Source organism: Rhodopseudomonas sp. RCAM05734 (genome assembly GCF_052658035.1).
In genome coordinates this window covers 4,037,489-4,057,258 of record NZ_CP199742.1, presented here as the reverse complement: position 1 = coordinate 4,057,258, position 19,770 = coordinate 4,037,489, and the positions used below count along the sequence as shown (strand labels likewise).

The 19,770-nt window shown below is 64.1% G+C and carries 17 protein-coding genes and 1 pseudogene; 11 read left to right on the top strand and 7 right to left on the bottom strand.

Annotated elements, in window-relative coordinates; all coding sequences use genetic code 11:
* Positions 1–121 precede the first annotated feature (121 nt).
* Positions 122–1,689 (bottom strand): annotated as a pseudogene (locus ACUXVA_RS19085) (winged helix-turn-helix domain-containing tetratricopeptide repeat protein).
* Between the two features lie 247 nt (positions 1,690–1,936).
* Between ACUXVA_RS19085 and ACUXVA_RS19080 the strand changes: the two are divergent.
* From ACUXVA_RS19080 to cydB, 5 genes are read left to right on the top strand one after another with little or no spacing between them, the layout of a single operon-like run.
* Entirely contained in the window at positions 1,937–2,689 is a 753-nt protein-coding gene (locus ACUXVA_RS19080; protein ID WP_265078902.1) for an SDR family oxidoreductase, read from the top strand.
* An 11-nt stretch (positions 2,690–2,700) separates the two neighbouring features.
* A complete protein-coding gene (locus tag ACUXVA_RS19075; RefSeq protein ID WP_445487526.1) occupies positions 2,701–3,684 on the top strand; it encodes an alpha/beta fold hydrolase in 984 nt (327 codons plus the stop codon).
* Positions 3,685–3,697: 13 nt separating this feature from the next.
* Positions 3,698–4,345, top strand: a complete 648-nt coding sequence (locus ACUXVA_RS19070; RefSeq protein ID WP_445487525.1) for a hypothetical protein — start codon at positions 3,698–3,700, stop codon at positions 4,343–4,345.
* Between the two features lie 57 nt (positions 4,346–4,402).
* A complete protein-coding gene (locus ACUXVA_RS19065; protein ID WP_265078905.1) occupies positions 4,403–5,785 on the top strand; it encodes a cytochrome ubiquinol oxidase subunit I in 1,383 nt (460 codons plus the stop codon).
* Positions 5,782–6,792: a cytochrome d ubiquinol oxidase subunit II gene (gene cydB, locus ACUXVA_RS19060; RefSeq protein WP_265078906.1), complete on the top strand. Its 1,011-nt coding sequence runs from the start codon at positions 5,782–5,784 to the stop codon at positions 6,790–6,792. Before ACUXVA_RS19065 ends, cydB begins: the two co-directional genes overlap by 4 nt.
* Before the next feature lie 65 nt (positions 6,793–6,857).
* On the opposite strand, the gene ACUXVA_RS19055 is transcribed toward cydB, so the two are convergent.
* Positions 6,858–7,697: an SDR family oxidoreductase gene (locus ACUXVA_RS19055; protein WP_265078907.1), complete on the bottom strand. Its 840-nt coding sequence runs from the start codon at positions 7,695–7,697 to the stop codon at positions 6,858–6,860.
* Positions 7,698–7,810: 113 nt separating this feature from the next.
* Between ACUXVA_RS19055 and ACUXVA_RS19050 the strand changes: the two genes are divergently transcribed.
* The 4 genes from ACUXVA_RS19050 to ACUXVA_RS19035 all read left to right on the top strand — a co-directional run bounded on the left by ACUXVA_RS19050 (position 7,811) and on the right by ACUXVA_RS19035 (position 11,073).
* Positions 7,811–8,701, top strand: a complete 891-nt coding sequence (locus ACUXVA_RS19050; RefSeq protein ID WP_265078908.1) for a LysR family transcriptional regulator — start codon at positions 7,811–7,813, stop codon at positions 8,699–8,701.
* A gap of 168 nt (positions 8,702–8,869) precedes the next feature.
* A complete protein-coding gene (locus tag ACUXVA_RS19045) occupies positions 8,870–10,342 on the top strand; it encodes an MFS transporter (protein WP_445487522.1) in 1,473 nt (490 codons plus the stop codon).
* A 37-nt stretch (positions 10,343–10,379) separates the two neighbouring features.
* The gene (locus ACUXVA_RS19040; RefSeq protein WP_265078910.1) at positions 10,380–10,703 is read left to right on the top strand and encodes a type II toxin-antitoxin system HigB family toxin; all 324 of its coding nucleotides are present in this window, start codon (positions 10,380–10,382) and stop codon (positions 10,701–10,703) included.
* Positions 10,693–11,073, top strand: a complete 381-nt coding sequence (locus ACUXVA_RS19035) for a helix-turn-helix domain-containing protein (RefSeq protein WP_265078911.1) — start codon at positions 10,693–10,695, stop codon at positions 11,071–11,073. The genes ACUXVA_RS19040 and ACUXVA_RS19035 overlap by 11 nt, the downstream gene beginning before the upstream one ends.
* 18 nt (positions 11,074–11,091) lie before the next feature.
* On the opposite strand, the gene ACUXVA_RS19030 is transcribed toward ACUXVA_RS19035, so the two are convergent.
* Together ACUXVA_RS19030 and ACUXVA_RS19025 are read right to left on the bottom strand one after the other, a co-directional pair.
* Positions 11,092–11,796 carry an RlmE family RNA methyltransferase gene (locus ACUXVA_RS19030; protein WP_265078912.1) on the bottom strand — a complete coding sequence of 235 codons (705 nt, stop codon included), beginning with the start codon at positions 11,794–11,796 and terminating at the stop codon, positions 11,092–11,094.
* A gap of 77 nt (positions 11,797–11,873) precedes the next feature.
* Positions 11,874–12,938, bottom strand: coding sequence for a Ppx/GppA phosphatase family protein (locus tag ACUXVA_RS19025; protein WP_265078913.1), 1,065 nt, complete (start codon positions 12,936–12,938; stop codon positions 11,874–11,876).
* A 212-nt stretch (positions 12,939–13,150) separates the two neighbouring features.
* Between ACUXVA_RS19025 and ACUXVA_RS19020 the strand changes: the two genes are divergently transcribed.
* The gene (locus ACUXVA_RS19020) at positions 13,151–15,523 is read left to right on the top strand and encodes a xanthine dehydrogenase family protein molybdopterin-binding subunit (protein WP_445487518.1); all 2,373 of its coding nucleotides are present in this window, start codon (positions 13,151–13,153) and stop codon (positions 15,521–15,523) included.
* A 300-nt stretch (positions 15,524–15,823) separates the two neighbouring features.
* On the opposite strand, the gene ACUXVA_RS19015 is transcribed toward ACUXVA_RS19020, so the two are convergent.
* The 3 genes from ACUXVA_RS19015 to ACUXVA_RS19005 form a co-directional block, all read right to left on the bottom strand.
* Positions 15,824–16,249 (bottom strand): hypothetical protein, encoded by a 426-nt coding sequence (locus tag ACUXVA_RS19015; protein ID WP_265078915.1) that lies wholly within the window; start codon positions 16,247–16,249, stop codon positions 15,824–15,826.
* 331 nt (positions 16,250–16,580) lie between these two features.
* Complete coding sequence (locus ACUXVA_RS19010) at positions 16,581–17,384, bottom strand: hypothetical protein (protein WP_445487516.1); 804 nt, start codon at positions 17,382–17,384, stop codon at positions 16,581–16,583.
* Positions 17,385–17,684: 300 nt separating this feature from the next.
* A complete protein-coding gene (locus ACUXVA_RS19005; protein ID WP_445487514.1) occupies positions 17,685–18,008 on the bottom strand; it encodes a hypothetical protein in 324 nt (107 codons plus the stop codon).
* A 106-nt stretch (positions 18,009–18,114) separates the two neighbouring features.
* On the opposite strand from ACUXVA_RS19005, the gene ACUXVA_RS19000 reads away from it, so the two are divergent.
* Positions 18,115–18,480: a hypothetical protein gene (locus tag ACUXVA_RS19000; RefSeq protein ID WP_265078918.1), complete on the top strand. Its 366-nt coding sequence runs from the start codon at positions 18,115–18,117 to the stop codon at positions 18,478–18,480.
* Positions 18,481–19,770 lie beyond the last annotated feature (1,290 nt).

The following is a 19,770-nucleotide window of genomic DNA, read 5'->3' as shown; positions in this document are numbered from 1 at the left end:
AGCGTTTGGCAGCCATGCACAGGGATTTTGAGTGCATCGCACCAAGATGGGTGGCGACGCGGGCGCGGCGGCCGGAGCGCCCCCCATCGGCTGCCCTGGCGCCCCCAACCCCAGACCCCGCTCATTCCGGCAATCCGGCCATGCGCAGGCCTTCCGAGGCCATGGCAAAATCCTGAGGGCGGCGGACCAGCAGCCAGTCATCGAGATTGCTGAGCCGCAGGGTCGGATCAAGCCGGCGCACATGCACCATGGCATTGCGCGCATCATCACTACGGCCGGCCAGCGCGTGGCCGGCTGCCACGAAGGCCGCCACCCGCAGAATATTGGGCATTTCGTGCGATGCCTTTTCCAGGCATGCCAGGGCGGCGTCGAAGCGTCCGCAATACAGATGGCCCATGGCGATGCCGGTCTGCATCTGGAACGTCTCCGGATCCAGCGGGCTGAGCCGCATGGCGCGCTCGAAGTGGTCGATGGCAGCGTCGTGCTCGCCGAGCGAAATGCGCTGGAAGCCGCCGAGATACCAGGTCGTGGACAAGTTGGGATTGAGCACCCGTGCCCTGTCCACATAGGCAACACAGCTAAGGAGATCGCCGCCGAAATGCGGCCAGGTGTGACCGCCCCTGGTGAGCGCCACCGCATCGTTCTTGCCCAGCGTCACCGCGCTTCGGCACAACCGCGCGGCCTCCTCCCCCTCCGCCGCGCGATCGGTGATCCAGCGGTTCATCTTGCGCCAGTAATAGCACCACGCCGCCATCCCGTAGGCAGACGCATATTCGGGGTCGAGTTCGATTGCCTTGTAGAACAGCTGCAAGGCTTCATCGAGCCCGGCTTTGGTCGCCAGATGAAACCGGGTCAGGCCGCGCAGGTAATAATCGTAGGCGTCGAGGCTTTCGGTCGGCTTGCGCTTGGCGCGCTCGATCTCCGCGAGCTCGAGCTGCGGCGCAATGGCGCTGACCACACTTGCCGCGACCTGTTCCTGCAAATCGAAGATGTCATCGACGGTGCTCTCGAAACGCTCCCCCACAGATGCGCGCCGGTCGTCGCGTCGATGAGTTGCCCGGTGATGCGGACTCGGCTCGCCGATCGGCGAACGCTGCCTTCCAGCACATAGCGCACGCCGAGTTCGCGGCCGACCTGCTTCAGGTCGACGGCGCGGCCCTTGTATGTAAAGCTGGAATTGCGCGCGATGACGAACAGCCAGCGGATGCGCGACAGAGCGAGGATGATGTCCTCCACCATCCCGTCAGTGAAATAGTCCTGGTCCGGCTCTCCGCTCAGGTTCAGAAACGGCAGCACCGCAATGGACGGCTTGTCGGGAAGAGCAAGCGCTGGCGCATCGCCTGCCGCAGCACCGATCGTCATGACGCCGACCGGGTCCTGGATATCCCTGACCTCACCGACAAAGCGCACGCCCTTGCGCGCGATGGTGCGGATCAGGCGTTGCTCGCCGCCGCTGTCGCCGAGCGCCTTGCGCGCCGCATTGATATGACTTGTGAGGGTGGATTCGGAGACGATCCGACCACCCCAAACCGCCTGCAGCAGATCGTCCTTGCTGACCACGCGCTCGCGGTTCCGGACCAGGTGCAGCAGCAGGTCGAAGACCTGCGGCGCCAGCGCAATTTCTTCCGTTCCCCGCACCAATTCCCGCAGGTCGGGATTGAGTACAAAATCCTCGAACGCGAATGCCACGCCGGTGCTCCCTGAATCCATATGCCGGCGCGCCAAAAAACCTGGCCGCCGCTTGGTCTGGCATCGGTTCTCCGCATCTTCCTAACATGGCCGGCGTTCCGCGCTACCTCTTTTTGAAGGTCCTTTGGACGCAGCCACAAGGGTTTCACATACAAAAAACAGGATGGCGGCAAAGTCTTCCTGCGCCCCGACTGTCATCCTTCTCCCGGAGCGATGATCGCAACGGTCATCAGACGGAGCATTTCCTATGAAGATCGTAGTGATCGGCGGGAGCGGACTGATCGGTTCTAACGTCGTGACCCGGCTCAGGCGCCAGGGGCATGAGGTCACGGCGGCATCGCCGTCGAGCGGCGTCAACACGATCACCCGCGAAGGCCTTGCCGCAGCGCTCGATGGCGCCGAGGCGGTCATCGATCTCGCCAATTCGCCTTCGTTCGAGGACAACGCCGCCATGGCGTTTTTCGAAACCTCGGGCCACAACCTGCTGGCCGCCGAGGCCGCGGCCGGCGTCGGCAGGCATGTCGCGCTCTCGGTCGTCGGCACCGATCGCCTGCAGGACAGCGGCTATTTCCGCGCCAAGCTGGCTCAGGAGCGATTGATCGAACAGTCGGGCATTCCGTACACGATTGTTCGGGCCACCCAGTTCTTCGAATTCATCGAAGCGATCATCCAGAGCAGCATCGACGGCGGCACCGTGCGGCTGTCGCCTGCCGATTTCCAGCCGGTCGCGGCCGGCGATGTCTCCGCCGCGGTGGCGGAGTTCGCGCTGGCCACGCCGCTCAACGGCATGGTGGAGGTGGCCGGACCGGAGCGGCTCGGCCTTGACCAGTTTGCCCAGCAATTCCTCGCCGCCCGCGGCGATACACGCCGTGTCATCGCCGACATCCACGCCCGCTACTTCGGCCTCGCGCTGAACGATCAATCGCTCACACCCGGCGATCACGCACGGCTGGGGCCGACCCTTTTCACCGACTGGCTCGCGGCCCACCCCGCGAAATGAAGAAGCACGCCATGAACGACCATACCCCCGCTCCTGCCATTGCATCGCGCCGCGACGTCGTCTTCGGCGGACTGGTCGCCGGCGCCACCATCGGACTTCAACTCGCAGAGTCAACGCCGGCATTCAGCCAGCAAGCACCGCATCCGCTCCCTAGCCATCAAGGACGCAAAACCATGAGCACGATCACCACCAAGGACGGCACCGAGATCTATTACAAGGACTGGGGCAAGGGTCCCGTCGTCACCTTCTCCCATGGCCGGCCGCTCAATGCCGATGCCTGGGACGGCCAGATGCTGTTCCTGGCGCAGCACGGTTTTCGCGTCGTTGCTCATGACCGCCGCGGCCACGGCCGCTCCAGCCAGGCCTCCGAGCACAACGACATGAACGGCTATGCCGACGATCTCGCGGCGGTGATCGAAGCGCTGGATCTCAAGGACGCCACGCTCGTCGGTCACTCCACCGGCGGTGGTGAAGTCGCCCGCTACATCGGCCGCCATGGCACCAAGCGCGTCGCCAAGGCGGTACTGATCGCCGCGGTGCCGCCGATCATGTTGAAAACCGAGGCCAATCCGGAAGGCCTGCCGATCGAAGTGTTCGACGGCATCCGCGCCGGCGTCGCCGGCGACCGCTCGCAATACTACAAGGACCTCGCCATTGCCTTCTACGGGGCCAACCGGCCGGGCGCCAAGGTCTCGCAGGGCACGCTCGACCAGTTCTGGCTATGGAGCATGCAGGCCGGCACCAAGAACGCCTATGAGAGCGTCAAGGCGTTCTCCGAGACCGACTTCACCGAGGATCTCAAGAAGTTCGACATTCCAACCTTGGTGCTGCACGGCGAGGATGACCAGATTGTCCCGGTCAAGGATTCGGCGCGCAAATCGGCGAAGCTGATCAAGGGTGCGAAGGACGTCTACTATCCCGACGCTCCCCACGGTATCACCGCGACCCATCAGGACCAGGTCAACGCCGAACTGCTCAAGTTCATCAGGGGCTGATGGAGTCGGCAACGTGGATAAAGCCGTCAATCGGACGCTCGCAGGCGTCGTCGTTCCCGACACGCCTGTCGTCGATGCCACCATCGATCATGCGCGGCATCACTGCGAGCCCTATTTGTTCAACCACGTCGTCCGTTCCTGGCTGTTCGCGGTCCGACTCGGACAGCCGCAGGCCATCGACCACGACGCCGAGGTGCTGGCCGTGGGCACGCTGCTGCACGACATCACACTGAACGAGAGCTTCGCCGGTCCGCGCCGCTTCGAGGTAGAGGGCGCCGACCTGGCGCGATGCTTTGCCATCGCGCACGGGTTCGACACGCATCGCGCGCAACTGATCTGGGACAGCGTCGCGCTCAACTCGACGCCATCGATCGGACTATACAAGGAGAGCGAGGTGGCGCTATGCACCGCCGGAATCTGCCTCGACGTCATCGGACTGCAATACAACGCGATCCCGTCCGGCGAGATCGCGCTGATCGTGGACAATTTTCCCCGGCTGGACATGAAGCGGCGAATGAGTAGCTGCCTTTGCCATATTGCCAGGACGACTCCTGAAACGACCTACGATAATTTTGTGAGAGATTTCGGCGAGCGTTTTGTGGCAAACTACAAAGCGCCGTCCACCGTCGATTTCGTAAGCCTTGCTCCGTTCGCAGAGTGACTTCTGCCACGCCTTGGCCGCTGATACTGGGGGTTTGCAACGGATCTTGATCCGGTCTTGCTGTCGCGACTGCAATTTGCCTGGGTGATCGGGTGGCACATCCTGCTGCCGGCCTTCACCGTTGGCGCCGCCGCATTCATCGCAGTCCTCGAAGGCTTCCATCTGGCGACCGGACGGGCAGTCTATCTGCGCGTCTCGATGTTCTGGATCAAGATCTTCTCGGTCGCCTTCGGCATGGGGGTGGTCACCGGCATCGTCATGCCGTTCCAATTCGGTACCAACTGGAGCCGCTTTTCGGATGCCACCGCCAATGTGCTCGCGCCATTGTTCGCCTATGAAGGCCTCACCGCGTTTTTCCTCGAAGCCGCCTTTCTCGGCGTGCTGCTGTTCGGCCGCAAGCTGGTGCCGCCGTGGGCGCACTTCGTCGCCGCGCTGATGGTGGCGCTGGGCACCCTGTTCTCGTCGTTCTGGATCCTGTCGGCCAACAGCTGGATGCAGACGCCGGCCGGCTACGAGATCGTCGACGGGCGGTTCTTCCCGACCGATTGGTTCCAGGTCATCTTCAATCCGTCCTTCCTGCCGCGGCTCGCGCATACGGTGGTGGCGTTCTTCTGCACCACGGGCTTCGTAGTGCTCGGAGTGGGCGCCTACCTGATGCGGCGCGGGCGGTTCGTGGAGGAAGGCCGCACCATGCTGTCGATGACACTGTGGCTGATGACCGTGCTGGTGCCGCTGCAGATCTTCATCGGCGACCAGCACGGACTCAATACGCTCAAGCACCAGCCCGCCAAGCTCGCGGCCATCGAGGCAATATGGGAAACCGGCCGCCGCGTGCCGCTGACCCTGTTCGCCCTGCCCGACGAAAAGGCCGAGCGCAATGCGGCGGCCATCGAAGTGCCGTTGCTGGGCAGCCTGATTTTGACGCACAGTACCGATGGCGAGATCATGGGTCTCAAGGAATTTCCTGCCGATCAGCGCCCGCCGGTCGCCATTCCGTTTTTCGCCTTCCGCATCATGGTCGGCTGCGGCCTGTTGATGCTTGGCATCGTCGTGCTGGGCGGCTGGCTGCGCTGGCGCGGCCGGCTCCATGACACCGCATGGTTCCTCGGTGTCTGCCAACTCGCCCTCCCGATCGGCTTCGTTGCAGTGATCGCCGGCTGGGTTACCACCGAGGTCGGCCGGCAACCCTGGACGGTCTACGGCCTGCTGCGGACGGCACAGTCGGTGTCACCATCGCTGACCGGCAGCGATGTGCTGATCTCGCTGATCGCCTATATCATCGTCTATCTCTTCATGTATCCGGTGGGGTTCCTGTTGATGCTGCGCATGGTGCGCAAGGGGCCCGATGCGGCGACCGAAAAAGACGACAGGATCGAAGCGGGCCGTCCGAAAGCGCCGGTGCTCGCCGGTGCGGGTATTGCCGAAGGAGCCGCGCAATGAGCCAGGTCATGGACTTCGTGCCGATCTGGACGCTGATCATCGGCCTTGCCGTGTTCTTCTACGTCCTTCTCGATGGTTTCGATCTGGGCGTCGGAATCCTCTATGGCTTTGCGCCGGACACTGCATCGCGCAATACGGTGATGAACTCGATCGCACCGATCTGGGACGGCAACGAGACCTGGCTGGTGCTCGGCGGCATCGGTCTGCTCGCCGCGTTTCCGCTGGCCTTCGCGATCATCATTCCGGCGACCTACTTTCCCATCCTGGTGATGCTGCTCGCGCTGGTGTTTCGCGGCGTCGCCTTCGAATTCCGCTTTCGCGACGCCGCGGACCGGACGTTCTGGGACCATGCCTTCTGCTATGGCTCGGGCATCGCCACCTTTGCCCAGGGCGTGGTGCTCGGCTCTTTCATCCAGGGCTTTCAGGTCACCGGCCGGGTATTTTCAGGCACGTCGTTGGATTTTCTCACACCGTTCTCGCTGCTCACCGGCGTCGCCCTGCTGTTCGGCTACGGCTTGCTCGGCGCCGGCTGGCTGATCCTGAAGACTGAAGGCGCGCTGCAGGATGCCGCGCGACGGCAGGGGCGGATCTGTCTTGTCGGCGTGCTTGTAGCGATCGCCCTGGCCAGCATCTGGACGCCACTGGTGAGTCCGGAGGTCGCAAAACGCTGGTTCACCTGGCCCAACATCGCATTGCTCGGGTTGGTCCCCGTCGCGACGGTAGCGGTGGCCGTGTTCACCTGGCGTGCCCTGTACAGCCGCGCGGAGGTCTGGCCGTTCGCCGGCGCGATCGGGCTGTTTGTCCTGTCCTATGCGGGCATCGCCATCAGCCTGTATCCGATGATCGTGCCGCATCACCTGACGCTGTGGCAGGCCGCATCCTCGGAGCGCACCCAGGCCTTTCTGCTGGTGGGCACACTGACGCTGCTGCCGGTGATCCTGATGTATACGGGTTGGTCCTACTGGGTGTTTCGCGGCAAGGTGCGGGCCGACGTCGGCTATCACTGAAGACGAATTCGGCATGCGGCGCTGCAACGGGTGCCACGGCCTCCGATCCCTCCCGAACGACGCGGTCAGTCAACCGCGTCCGTCGAGAACGCGATCTCCTTCTGCGCATCGAGCTCCGCGATCCGCGCCAGCAGCGCGGCGCGGATGTGGCTGTAACTGTCGCCGCCCATCACCAGCCGGAGCGGCGCCGGGCTGATGTCGACGCACCCGATCATTGCCTGCGCCATCTTGTCGGGATCGCCCTTCACCGCAAAGCCCCCCGAGGCGATGGCCCGGCGCACCTCACCGGCCGGCGTCGCGTCATAGACATCCATCAACGGTGCCCGCACCATGCCGCGACCGAAATCCGTTCTGGACGCGCCTGGCTCGGCGATGGTGAAGGTGATGCCGAACGGCGCCACTTCCTGCGCCACCGATTCAATGAAGCCCTCGATGCCCCATTTGCTGGCATGATACAGGCTGAAATTCGGATAGGCGATCTGGCCACCCTCCGACGACACTTGAATGATGCGGCCGCCGCCCTGCTTGCGAAGATGCGGCAACGCGGCGCGGATCACCTGGATGGAGCCGATCAGGTTGGTGTCAATCTGGTGCCGGATCTGCGCGTCGCTGGCTTCCTCACCGGCGCCGAACAACCCGTAGCCGGCGTTGCTAACCATGACGTCGATGCGGCCGATGTCGGCAAAGGCACGGTCGATCACCGTGCGCACCGCATCGGCGTCCGTCACATCCAGCGCAGCGATCCACAGCCGTTCACCGTATTGGGCCTTCAGATCGTCGAGCGCCTCCACCCTGCGCAAGGTCGCGGCGACACGGTCGCCGCGCAGCAGCAGCTTTTCCGTCATCGCACGGCCGAAGCCGGACGAAGTGCCGGTGATGAACCAGGACTTGGATGGGGTCGTCATGCTGGAAGCCTTTCGCTCGACGCGCCGCCGGGGCGCGCTTCATGGCCTCAAGCTAGACTTTCAAATTCATGCGTATATACCACCTGTTCTGCATAACTTAGTGAATAAAGCCCATGAATGCAAAGCCATCGCTGGGCGATTTCACCGCGCTGGCGGCCATCATCGCGCATCGCAGTTTTCGCAAAGCCGCCGACGAACTCGGCCTGTCGCCCTCTACCCTCAGCCATATGATGCGGGTGCTGGAGCAGAACCTCGGCGTCAGGCTGCTCAACCGCACCACGCGCAGCGTGGCACCCACGGAGGCCGGCGAGCGCCTGATGGCGCGGCTGCAGCCGCTGCTACGCGATCTGGACTCTGCGCTGGCCGAGGTCGATGCGTTCCGCAGCCGGCCCAGCGGCACGTTGCGCATCAATGCCAACGAAGCCGCCGCGCGCATTCTGGTTCGTGCTGTAGTGCCGACCTTCCTCGCGCGCCATCCCGAAATGGCACTCGACCTCGTCACGGACGGCCGCCTGATCGACATCGTCGCCGACGGCTTCGACGCGGGCGTCAGGCTCGGCGAGGCAGTGCCGCAGGACATGGTCGCCGTGCGCTTCGGCGGCGCGGCGCGCTTCCTCGCCGTAGCCGCGCCGTCCTATCTGCAAGGCCGCGTGCTGAAGACCCCCGATGACCTCGGGGATCACGCTTGCATCCGCTTCCGGCTGCCGAGCGGCAAACTGTATCGCTGGGAGTTCGAGAAGCATGGCCAAGAGATCGCCATCGACGTGCCCGGCGCCCTCACCCTCGACCACGTCGAACTCATGATCGAAGCCGCCGAAGCCGGTCTCGGCATCGCCTACGCGCCGGAACGCTCGGTGCGGCCATTGCTCGAGAGCGGCCGGCTGGTCAGCGTGCTCGACGACTGGTGCCCGACAATCCCCGGCCTGTTCCTGTACTATCCCGGCCACCGCCACGTGCCGCCCGGCCTGCGCGCCTTCATCGACGTGCTGAAGGAGGTGGCATAAGGGTCGCATAAGAGAGGCCATCCGCTGGCGGCTCGCTCACGGAAGGTTTAGGTGCCATGCACGGCTCCCCGGTGGTCCGGCCCCAAGAGGGATGTTAAAGCGCAACGCGCCCTCGCGAAGAATCGCTGCGACGTCCCGGCACCGCCATTTCCCGGACCCCCCAATTTCATGACCAAAGAACGACTGATCCCGCTCATCGTCGCCGCTGCCCTGTTCATGGAAAACATGGATTCCACGGTGATCGCGACCTCGCTGCCGGCGATTGCCGCCGATATCGGTACCTCGCCGCTGACGCTGAAACTGGCGATCACGTCTTACCTGTTGTCGCTGGCGGTGTTCATTCCGGCCTCCGGCTGGACCGCCGACCGCTTCGGCGCCCGCGCAGTGTTCTCCGTCGCCATCGCGGTGTTCATGGTCGGCTCGATCGGCTGCGCGCTGTCCGGCTCGGTCACCGACTTCGTCATCGCGCGCATCCTGCAAGGCATGGGCGGCGCCATGATGACCCCGGTCGGCCGGCTGGTGCTGCTGCGCTCCATCGACAAGAAGGGCCTGGTCAATGCCATGGCCTGGATGACCATGCCGGCGCTGGTCGGGCCGGTGATCGGACCGCCGCTCGGCGGTTTCATCACCACATATTTTTCCTGGCACTGGATCTTCCTGATCAACATTCCGATCGGTCTGCTCGGCATTTTCCTGGCGCAACGCTACATCGACCCGATCCGCGCCGAGGACCCGGAGCGCTTCGACCTCTGGGGCCTGCTGCTGGCCGGCATCGGCCTTGCCGGCATCGCCTTCGGCGCCTCCGTCGCCGGCCTCGGCCTGCTGCCATGGCCGGTGGTCGTTGCACTGATCGCCATCGGCACGGTGTCGATGACCCTGTATGTGATCCACGCCCGGCGCACCGCCTCGCCGGTGCTGGATTTCTCGCTGCTGCGACTGGCGACATTGCGCGCCGCAATCATCGGCGGGTTCCTGTTCCGGCTGGGAATCGGCGCGCTGCCCTTCCTGCTGCCGCTCTTGATGCAGGTCGGCTTCGGCCTGTCGCCGTTCCGCTCCGGCCTCGTCACCTTCGGCTCCGCGGTCGGCGCCATGGGCATGAAGGCGCTGGCGGCGCGGGTGATCCGCACCTTCGGCTTCCGCAACGTCCTCACCATCAATGCGCTGGTCAGTACGGTGTTTCTCGCCGCCTGCGCGCTGTTCACCGTGACCACGCCGCTGCTGCTGATCCTGATCCTGCTGGTGGTCGGCGGCTTCTTCCGCTCGCTCGAATTCACCGCCATCAACACCGTGGCCTATGCCGAGGTGGAGCCGCCGCAGATGAGCCGCGCCACCACGCTGGTCAGCGTCAACCAGCAGCCGGCGATTTCCGCCGGCGTGGCGGTCGGCGCGGCCTGCGTGGAATCCACCATGTTGATCCACGGCATGACGCAGCTCTCCGCCGACGACTTCGCGCCGGCTTTCATCGTGGTCTCGCTGCTGTCGGCCACCTCGGCCTGGTTCTTCTGGCAGATGCCGAACGATGCCGGCCACGAGATTTCCGGCCAGGTCATCAGCATCGCCAGCCGCAAGGGCGTCGAGAAGGCCGCGGCCAAGGCCGCCTCCGAAGGCACCGAGGACGCACGGGATCAGAAGCTGGGGTGACCTTGCTCCCATAATGGGACCGTGCTATCTTTCGTGCATGAGGATCATCGCCCGCCGCACGTTGCGACAGTTCGTTGAAAGCCTCTCGGCCAGCAAAGATCGGCCGGCCGTGAAAGCGGCATTGGATGCCTGGTTCAACGAAGCCAGCCAGGCCATGTGGAAGAACGCTGCAGACGTAAAGCGTCACTATGCGACGGCCAGCATTATTACTGCCGAACGTATCGTCTTCAACATCAAGGGCAACGATTATCGTCTCGTCGTTGCCGTCGACTTCGACAAGGCCATCATCTGGATGAAATGGATTGGTACCCACAAGGCATATGACAAGATCGACGTGACGGAAGTGCAGCATGAAAAATGAGTTGAAGCCCATCCGCACGGAAGCCGATCATGAGGCAGCGCTCGCGGAAGTCGAGCGCCTGTGGGGCGCCGGGACCGGAACGCCGGACGGTGACCGCCTCGACATTCTCGCGACATTGATCGACGCTTACGAGACGCGGATCTATCCGATGGATCCGCCCGACCCGATCGAAGCAATCCAGTTTCGGATGGAGCAGATGGGCCTGAGCCGCAAGGACCTTGAGCCGCTGATCGGCACGCGGGCCCGCGTCGCGGAAGTAATGAACCGCAAGCGAAGCCTATCCATCGACATGATCCGCCGCTTGCACGAGGAACTCGGGATTTCCGCCGAGGTGTTGATCCGACCGACACAGAAAAACGAAGCTGCGTGACGCTGGTACCCCGCCGCTCTACGCTTCTTCCGCGTCCCGCTTCTCGCCCGTACCGCGAAAGCCCATCGCCAGCACATAACGCTCCGACGAATCCGCACGGCTCGACGCCGGCTTGACGTGTTTCACCGTGGCGAAATCGCGCTTCAGCGCGCTCAGCAAGGTGGCGTCGGCGCCGCTCTGGAACACCTTTGCCACGAAGGTCCCGCCGGGCTTCAGCACCTCGGCAGCAAACGCCGCTGCGCCTTCCACGAGGTTCATGATGCGCAGCTGGTCGGTCTTGCGGTGACCGGTGGTGTTGGCGGCCATGTCGGACATCACCACGTCGGCCTTGCCGCCCAGCATCGCCTGCAGCTTTGCCGGGGCGTCGTCAGCGAGAAAGTCCATCTGCGCGAAGGTGACGCCGGAAATGCCGGGCATTTCCAGGAGGTCGATGGCCACGATCTGGCCCCGGCCCTTTTCGATGCCGATCCGTTTCGCGGCAATCTGGCTCCAGCCGCCGGGGGCAGCGCCGAGATCGACCACCGAAATGCCCGGCTTGAGGAAATGGTGCTTGTCGTCGATCTCGATCAGCTTGTAGGCGGCGCGCGAGCGCAGGCCGTCGCGCTTGGCCTGCTGCACATAGGGATCGTTGAGCTGGCGCTCCAGCCAGAGCTTGGACGACAGTTTCAGCCTGCCGGCGCTTTTGACGGTGACGTGGAGCCGCCCGGTGGTGTCTTTGGCCATGATAAACGTGCTTGCCTTCAGGATTCAGGCGATCTCTAGCACACCGCGCCACGATCGGTGCATTTAAGACAGGCCATTCAAGAGACTTGGATCACCCCGTCCTGGCGCATCATTTCCACCAGCATGCCCTCGCGCAGGCCGCGATCGGCCACCCTGAGCCGCGGCAGCGGGAACGCGGCGCGAATGGCATCGAGGATGGCGCAGCCGGCCAGCACCAGGTCGGCGCGCTCGACCCCGATGCAATTGTTGGCGGCGCGCTCCGCATAGGTCATCGCCAGCAGTTTCGCCACGGTGGCGTCGAGATCCGAGGCGGACATCCAGACCCCGTCGATGCGGCGGCGGTCGTAGCGCGTCAGGTTGAGATGCACCCCGGCCAGAGTGGTCACCGTGCCCGAGGTTCCCAGCAGGTGCATGCCGGCAAGGTCCGCAACATTCTCGGCGGCGAACGGCGCGACGTGCCCGGCCACCGCGTCGACCATCGCGGCATAGGATTCGGCGGTAACGTCGCGACCGCCGAAGCGCTCCGCCAGCGTCACCACGCCGAGCGGGATCGACATCCACGCCTTGATGAACGGCTTGGCGTCGGCCTCCCCGGGATCGCGCTCGATCCGCACCAGTTCGCTGGAACCGCCGCCGATATCGAACAGGACGGCACCGCGGCCATGCGGATCCAGCAGCGGCGAGCAGCCTGTCACCGCCAGCGCGGCCTCGGTCTCGCGGTCGATGATCTCCAGGGTGATGCCGGTTTCGCTGGCGACCTGGGCAAGGAAATCATCGGCATTGGAGGCGGCACGGCATGCCTCGGTGGCGATCAGGCGCAGCCGCTGCGCGTCCTTGGACTGGATTTTGTCGCGGCAGATGCTGAGCGCCGAGATGGCCCGGGCGATGGCAGCATCAGAGATCACCCCGGTGGTGGAGACGCCCTCCCCGAGCCGGACGATGCGCGAAAACGAATCGATCACGCGAAAGCCATCCGCGCTGGGACACGCAATCAGCAGCCGGCAGTTATTGGTGCCGAGATCCAACGCCGCATAGACACCGGAACCGGCGTCACCCATGCGATCGGCCTCAAGCGCCGCAGCCAATCCCTGCAGATCCCCGTGCGGCGCAAAGCCGGCGCGGAGTCCCGTGTCATCGCCCATGCAGCTCCGTCTTTCCGCGGCCCGCAGGGCCGGCGTGGAAATATCCATTCACGGAAAGTTTAGCAGGGCTTGGGGTCAGCGCAACTGCCAGCGCGTAGCCGCATGCCCAATCATACATTGTCGTTCCCTTGGCCCTACGGTATCTGAAAGGTCCGCGGTAGCGCGAAAACCGCTCCAAACCGCGCGATAACCGACAATTTAGTGGATTTCACATGCAGGATCATACCGGCAGCTCGCTCGACAACGCGATCGCCATGCAGAAATTCGGCGTCGGCCAGCCGGTCCGCCGCAAGGAAGACGACACTTTGGTGAGGGGCAAGGGCACCTATACCGACGATATCAGCCTGCCGGGCCAGCTATATGCCTGGATGGTGCGCAGTCCGCATGCCCATGGCGTGATCCGCAACATCGACACCGCGGCCGCCAAGGCGATGCCCGGCGTGGTCGGGGTGTGGACCGGGCAGGACCTCGCCGCCGCCGATTACGGCCCCTTCACCTGCGGGCTGCCGCTGAAGAACCGCGACGGGTCCGCCCTCAAGCAGACCAACCGCACCCCATTGATGACCGACAAGGTGCGCTTCGTCGGCGATCCCGTGGCCTTCGTGGTGGCCGAGACCGTGGCCCAGGCGCGCGACGCCGCCGAGGCCGTGGAACTCGACATCGAGGCGCTGCCGGCGGTGACCTCGCCCGAACAGGCCACCAAGCCCGGCGCGCCGCAGCTCTACGACCACATCCCCGGCAACGTGGCGCTGGATTACCATTTCGGCGACGCCGCCAAGGTCGAGGCCGCCTTTGCCTCCGCGGCGCATGTCACGAAGCTGGACATCGCCAATACCCGCGTCGCCGTGGTGTCCATGGAACCGCGCGTGGCGCTGGCGTCCTATGACAAGGCCAGCGAGCGCTTCACCATCCAGGTGCCGACCCAGGGCGTCGCCGGAAACCGCGCCGGCCTCGCAAAAATCCTCAAGGTGCCGAACGACAAGGTGCATCTCCTGACCGCCAATGTCGGCGGCTCGTTCGGCATGAAGAACATCAACTATCCCGAATATATCTGCCTGCTGCACGCGGCCAAGGCGCTCGGCAGACCGGTGAAGTGGACCGACGAGCGCTCCACCAGCTTCCTGTCCGACAGCCACGGCCGTGCCCAGGACGTCCACGCCGAACTGGCGCTCGACAAGGACGGCAAGTTCCTCGCGGTGCGCGTCAAGGGTTTCGGCAATCTCGGCGCCTACATCACCGGCGTGTCGCCAAGCCCGCTGTCGCTCAACACCGGCAAGAACCTCGCCAGCGTCTACAAGACGCCGCTGCTGTCGGTCGACATCAAGTGCGTGGTCACCAACACCACTCTGATGGGCGCCTATCGCGGCGCCGGCCGGCCCGAGGCCAACTACTTCATGGAGCGACTGATCGACCGCGCCGCCGAGGAGATGGGCATCGACCGCCTGACCTTGCGCAAGCGCAACTTCATCAAGTCGTCGCAGATGCCGTTCGCCGCCTCCTCCGGCGTCACCTATGACAGCGGCGATTTCCAGGGCGTGTTCGCCAAGGCGCTGGAACTGTCGGACCACGCCAACTATCCGAAGCGCAAGAAGGACAGCCGCAAGCGCGGCAAGCTGCGCGGCATCGCGGTCGGCTCCTATCTGGAAGTCACCGCGCCGCCCAACCCCGAACTCGGCAAGATCGTGTTCGAGGCCGACGGCACCGTGAAGCTGATCACCGGCACGCTGGACTATGGCCAGGGCCATGCCACGCCGTTCGCCCAGGTGCTGTCGGCGCAGCTCGGCGTGCCCTTCGAGGCCATCACCCTCGAACAGGGCGACAGCGACATCGTCCATGCCGGCAACGGCACCGGCGGATCGCGCTCGATCACCGCCACCGGCCAGGCCATCGTCGAGACCTCGGCGCTGATCGTCGCCAAGGGCAAGCGCGCTGCCGCGCATCTGCTGGAAGCCTCGGAAGCCGACATCGAGTTCAAGTCCGGCCGCTTCACCATCGCGGGCACCGACCGCAGCATCGACATCATGGAGCTGGCGAAGCGCATGCGCGAGGGCAAGATGCCTGAGGGCGTGCCCGACACGCTGGACGTCGACCACACCACGGGCAATGTGGAGTCGACCTTCCCCAACGGCTGCCACGTCGCCGAGGTCGAGATCGATCCGGACACCGGCGTGGTTCAAATCGTCAACTACACCGGGATCAGCGACTTCGGCACCATCGTCAATCCGATGATCGTCGCCGGCCAGCCGCATGGCGGCGTGGCGCAGGGCATCGGCCAGGCCTTGATGGAAGAGGTCAGCTACGACGAGAGCGGCCAGCCGATCACCGGCTCGTTCATGGACTATGCGCTGCCACGCGCCGGCGACATTCCGCTAATGACCGTGGGCGACCATCCGTCGCCGGCCAAGTCGAATCCCTTGGGCACCAAGGGCTGCGGCGAGGCCGGCTGCGCCGGCAGCCTGTCCACGGTGGTCAACGCGGTGATCGACGCCCTCAGCGACCACGGCGTCGAACACATCGACATGCCGCTGACCTCGGAGCGCATCTGGCGCGCCATCCAGGACGGGAAGAAGACCAAGGCGGCGTAGGCGCTCCCATTCGCTGTCGCAACCTTCCCGGCGCGCTGAGTTCTGGCGTTTCCCCGGCGCGCTGCAGCCTAGCGAAGCGAAGCTTCGCGTGGCTTGCGCTGCTGCGCAGACCCGGGATCGTCCCAAGCGCCAGCGTCCGCGACGACCCCGGATCTGCGGCGCACCACGCCGCGCAAGCGCGGCGCAGTGCACCGCGTCCGGGGAACGGAATCCGCTACTTGCGCCGCCTGCTCTCGCGGCTGATAGATCGCCACGTGCTGGCAGGCGCGTCCGGCCGGAATGTCGCTCGCCTCGCGCTCGTCAGCGGATGCGGGCGATGGCACCGGCGACGATCTGCATGGTCACGCCGACCACCCAGCCGCCCATGATGAGCAAGGTCGCGGCGCGATGCGTATCCTCGCGAAATGCGATCACGCTCATCGAGGCAATGGCCGCCAGCGCCGCCAGGAACGTGCCTGCCGCACTGAGAAATTCGGCGACATCGATCTTTTCACGCGCCGCGGGGAGACCGGGCGGCGCTTCATGGAATGGCAGAGGCGGCGTATCGATCCCCAGGTAGAACGCCACCGCACCCACCACCAGCATCACCAGGATGAAGCCCTGCGTGGTGAGCATGGAAATGCTTGAACCGACGTGAACGGCCACCAACAATCCGCAGGTGGCACCGACCATCGCGAGCCCGGTGCGCTCCATGACATGAGCCAATCGTCGCGCTCGACTTCGCATGATAAAACCCCTGAACCAGCAGATGGATCGAACGACGCAAGCGCAGATGAGAAGACAAGGTATCTTCCGCGGCGCGCCGCCGTCGCGCAAGCCGGTGCGGTGCGGCTCCGACCGGAACAGTTGCAGCGATTGGGAGGCGCTGGCTTGATATATGTCAAGTCGGTGAAAGGCGCAGCCGGGAGTGATGGCAAGGCCCGGTCGTCATTGCATACGAGGATGCTTCGGCAGAAATCACGCTGGCTCATTCGCGCGCAACGGCCAACGCCGCGCTTTTTCACCCTCCCCTTTTGAGGGGGAGGGTGAAGAAGGCGCCGCGCGCTACGGCACTTCCCTACGCTGCCGCCACCTCCCGCGGCTGATAGATCGCTACGTGCTGGCAATGCGCCACCGGGGTGATGCCATTGGCGACGATCAGCGCGTCGAGCTCGACGAAGCGATGGCCCTTCTTCTCGTAATTGGCGGTGACCCGCGCCCGCGCCACCAGTTCGTCGTCGCTGCGCGCGGCCGCCAGCAGCCGCATGGTGCTGCCGACGTGAATCCACGGGCCGAGGATGGCGTTGTCCACCAGCACCTTGTTCATGATCCGCTGCAGCACGCCGGGATGCACGAGGCCCTCGCGGCCATAGATCGGACCGGCCTCGCGGACCTCCGCGAGATAATCGAGGCCGGCCTGCCCGGCCCAGTTGCGCGGGATGGTGCCGAGCCAGTGGCCCTGCACGAAGGAACCGGGATGCACCGGAAGCCGAGCTTCCACCGGCGCCGTTACCGGAAAATTCGCCAGAACGACCTTCGGCAGTTTGGCCGTCAGCGACGCCGTGCCAGTGGCGCGAACATCGCCGCCCGGCCCGGCGACGCGCAAGGACAGCCCCTCGCCCATCGGCTCCGCGATCACATCGACGGTCTCGCCGTCATAGACCGGCCTGGTGAAGCGCGCTTCGATCAGCCCGCGCTCCAGAAAGTCGCGTCCCCACTGCGCCACCGGCGGATGGATCATGTAAGCGAGCACGTCGACGCCCGGCACCAGCCCGCCGCTGAAGCCGAACTTTTGGGCCACGCTGTCGTCGTGCATCTTGTTTTCGGATGCTTTTGCGGTGTTGAAGGCCTCCACGCGGTAGGCTTCGAGCTGTGCGGTCATGCGTCCTCCGGACTCTGCGACATTTTTTGGTCGCCGTTGCGCCAATCGTACGCACCGCCGAAGCAAGCGCAAGACGCGCGTCGGGTTCTTCGCATCATTGGTGCTGATCGCCCATTCGCTCCTTGTCATTCCGCAGGCCTGATCGCAGCCGTGGACTGGGAGCTGTCCGCCCAGCCGCTCTATCTGCGGCTCATCGCGACCATGCCGGTCGCGGTGTGTTCGTGGCTGTCGGATGAACACATGCGACGCGCGCCTGCGCGACCGAGCCCGGCGCCGCCACGGCATGCGCAGGAGCGCAGCTCATCGATCCCGCTTTGTCGGTGAAGCCAGGATCTTATCCGGTCTTGCGAACCTGTTGTTCGGACCGGGCTTGTCATCCATCCAGTCATAGAACTCGATGGCGGCATCGATCCAGTCGGCCACTTTATTCCAGAGTATGCAGATCCAGTTTTTCATGCTGTTGGGTCGCCCCTGCGGCCCGACCGGTTCAAACTTGCAAAGTACCCAAAGACGGGCTGCGGCGCAGCCCCCACCACGAGAAGGCCAGAGCAACTCGCCCGCATGAGCGCGGCGATATGCCGGGCTTCGGCAGCAAGCAAGTAGCCCGCATGCGCGCAGCGACATGCGGGACTTCTGCACCGGGGAATCCCGAATCGCGCGTCGCTCATCCGAGCGACGCCTGCTGAACTAAATCCCTGACCGGACCGACCAAGGGGCCTGGAGAGATTTCATGAAGCGAGTGCTGATTTTCGCGCTGGTGTTTCCACCGCTGGTGCTGCTGGCAGCCATCACGGCCACCCAGATGTGGCGCGAGGGCATCCCCGGCTTCGGGTTTTTTGCGTCGCTGTTCCTGATCGCCTATTCGCTCCTCGTCATTCCCGCAGGCCTGATCGCAGCCGTGGACTGGGCGCTGTCCAGCCAGCCGCTCTATCTGCGGCTCATCGCGACCATGCCGGTGGCGGCATTCCTGGTCGAATATGTCGCAGCCATGCTCGGCCAGCCAGCCTTCGATATCCCCATGGCAATCGCGGGCGCCGTTCCGGCGGCGGTGTGTTCGTGGCTGGCGGATGAAGTGATGCGACGCGCGGCTGCGTGAACAAGCCTGCAAGTAGCAAGTCGCCCGCGTGAGCGCAGGGAGTTGCGGTGCTTCCGCCCCAAGAGTCCCGGATATCGCTGCACGCATCCGGGCTACGCTTGCTACGCACTTGCCATCACAGCCAAGCGCAACCGGCACTTGCCGATTGCAACGATTTGCTCCGGCTGCGGCCGAACGATTCGGATAGTCGGACCGGCACGGTTGTTTACGCGAGCGCGGAAACTGGTCAGTTGAGACCAGCGAATCAAAATCCGTTCCTGCATACTTCGAACGGCTACCCAGAGGACTATTGACAATGCTGGCGACTGGGAGTGTCGCGCTTCCGCCTCTAAGAAAGGATTTCGCGTGTATCGCCCTTTTTTTCAAAGCACCAGACACAGACTAGCGCTGATTCGCCGGTGCTCGTCGTTTGCCCGCGATGTGACTCGCGTCAATTCATGGACATCATCGGAATCCATCCGTTGCTTTACTGCGGAAAAGACGCGGTTCTCTATCAGTGCAAGAGTTGCGGCTGCGAGAAAGCGGAGAGGACGACGCTAACAAACCGGACTCCCGCCTCCACCGGAATTTGAGCCGATAGTCCGGTTTCAAAGCCACGATACGAGCAAAATCGCGTCCAAACTAGTCGCAACGTTTGAGTTGGCCATCTGTCCGTAAGGTCTCATCAGACTTTGGCGTTCCGGCATTTCTATTCTTTAGTGCACGCCGTTTCTGCGTCGCGGTCATCTTCAACACCTTCGGCCGGGCACTGGCGGTTTTACCGACACGAGATGCCAGTTCCTTTTCACTGTACTTTCCGGCCGGGACGATGCGGATTGTCATACTGTTTAAAGTTCAGTTGTCGAAGCTCGCCCCGATCGTACACGTCGATGCGTAAGCACGACGGTCAATACAGGCCAGTTAATCGGATTCCTGAGCATGGGTTCTGACAACAGGTTCTATTCGAGCAATCAAGGGCCGATCGGAACAAGATTGCGAGCGATCCTTCAAACCTGAGTGCACAGCCTTTGCATGCCTTCTCCCAGACTTGCCGCCGGTTCCGCAATGGATCGGCGGCGCTTTTTCGCCGGCCGCCCACTCCTGCATCTGAGTGGCCTCGCGTTTCCAATCGAGATCGTCTCCGCCACGCTGTTCTAGGCGTTGAGCCCAGCTCCGTGGTCTGGACCACCGACAGGTCCCCCAAGCATATGCAATCACGCCTCTGCAAGAGAGGTGCGCCATGGCTGATTCGAATACCAAGCGGAAACGTGCGTTAGAGTGCTTGCGTTTGGCGTCTGACCTGATGCAAAT

Coding starts and splice junctions, on each gene's coding strand:
- ACUXVA_RS19080 (WP_265078902.1), top strand. CDS start 1,937: ATGAAGATCGTAGTGATCGGCGGGAGCGGACTGATCGGTTCTAACGTC.
- ACUXVA_RS19075 (WP_445487526.1), top strand. CDS start 2,701: ATGAACGACCATACCCCCGCTCCTGCCATTGCATCGCGCCGCGACGTC.
- cydB (WP_265078906.1), top strand. CDS start 5,782: ATGAGCCAGGTCATGGACTTCGTGCCGATCTGGACGCTGATCATCGGC.
- ACUXVA_RS19055 (WP_265078907.1), bottom strand. CDS start 7,697: ATGACGACCCCATCCAAGTCCTGGTTCATCACCGGCACTTCGTCCGGC.
- ACUXVA_RS19050 (WP_265078908.1), top strand. CDS start 7,811: ATGAATGCAAAGCCATCGCTGGGCGATTTCACCGCGCTGGCGGCCATC.
- ACUXVA_RS19045 (WP_445487522.1), top strand. CDS start 8,870: ATGACCAAAGAACGACTGATCCCGCTCATCGTCGCCGCTGCCCTGTTC.
- ACUXVA_RS19040 (WP_265078910.1), top strand. CDS start 10,380: ATGAGGATCATCGCCCGCCGCACGTTGCGACAGTTCGTTGAAAGCCTC.
- ACUXVA_RS19035 (WP_265078911.1), top strand. CDS start 10,693: ATGAAAAATGAGTTGAAGCCCATCCGCACGGAAGCCGATCATGAGGCA.
- ACUXVA_RS19030 (WP_265078912.1), bottom strand. CDS start 11,796: ATGGCCAAAGACACCACCGGGCGGCTCCACGTCACCGTCAAAAGCGCC.
- ACUXVA_RS19025 (WP_265078913.1), bottom strand. CDS start 12,938: ATGGGCGATGACACGGGACTCCGCGCCGGCTTTGCGCCGCACGGGGAT.
- ACUXVA_RS19020 (WP_445487518.1), top strand. CDS start 13,151: ATGCAGGATCATACCGGCAGCTCGCTCGACAACGCGATCGCCATGCAG.
- ACUXVA_RS19015 (WP_265078915.1), bottom strand. CDS start 16,249: ATGCGAAGTCGAGCGCGACGATTGGCTCATGTCATGGAGCGCACCGGG.
- ACUXVA_RS19010 (WP_445487516.1), bottom strand. CDS start 17,384: ATGACCGCACAGCTCGAAGCCTACCGCGTGGAGGCCTTCAACACCGCA.
- ACUXVA_RS19005 (WP_445487514.1), bottom strand. CDS start 18,008: ATGTCGCTGCGCGCATGCGGGCTACTTGCTTGCTGCCGAAGCCCGGCA.
- ACUXVA_RS19000 (WP_265078918.1), top strand. CDS start 18,115: ATGAAGCGAGTGCTGATTTTCGCGCTGGTGTTTCCACCGCTGGTGCTG.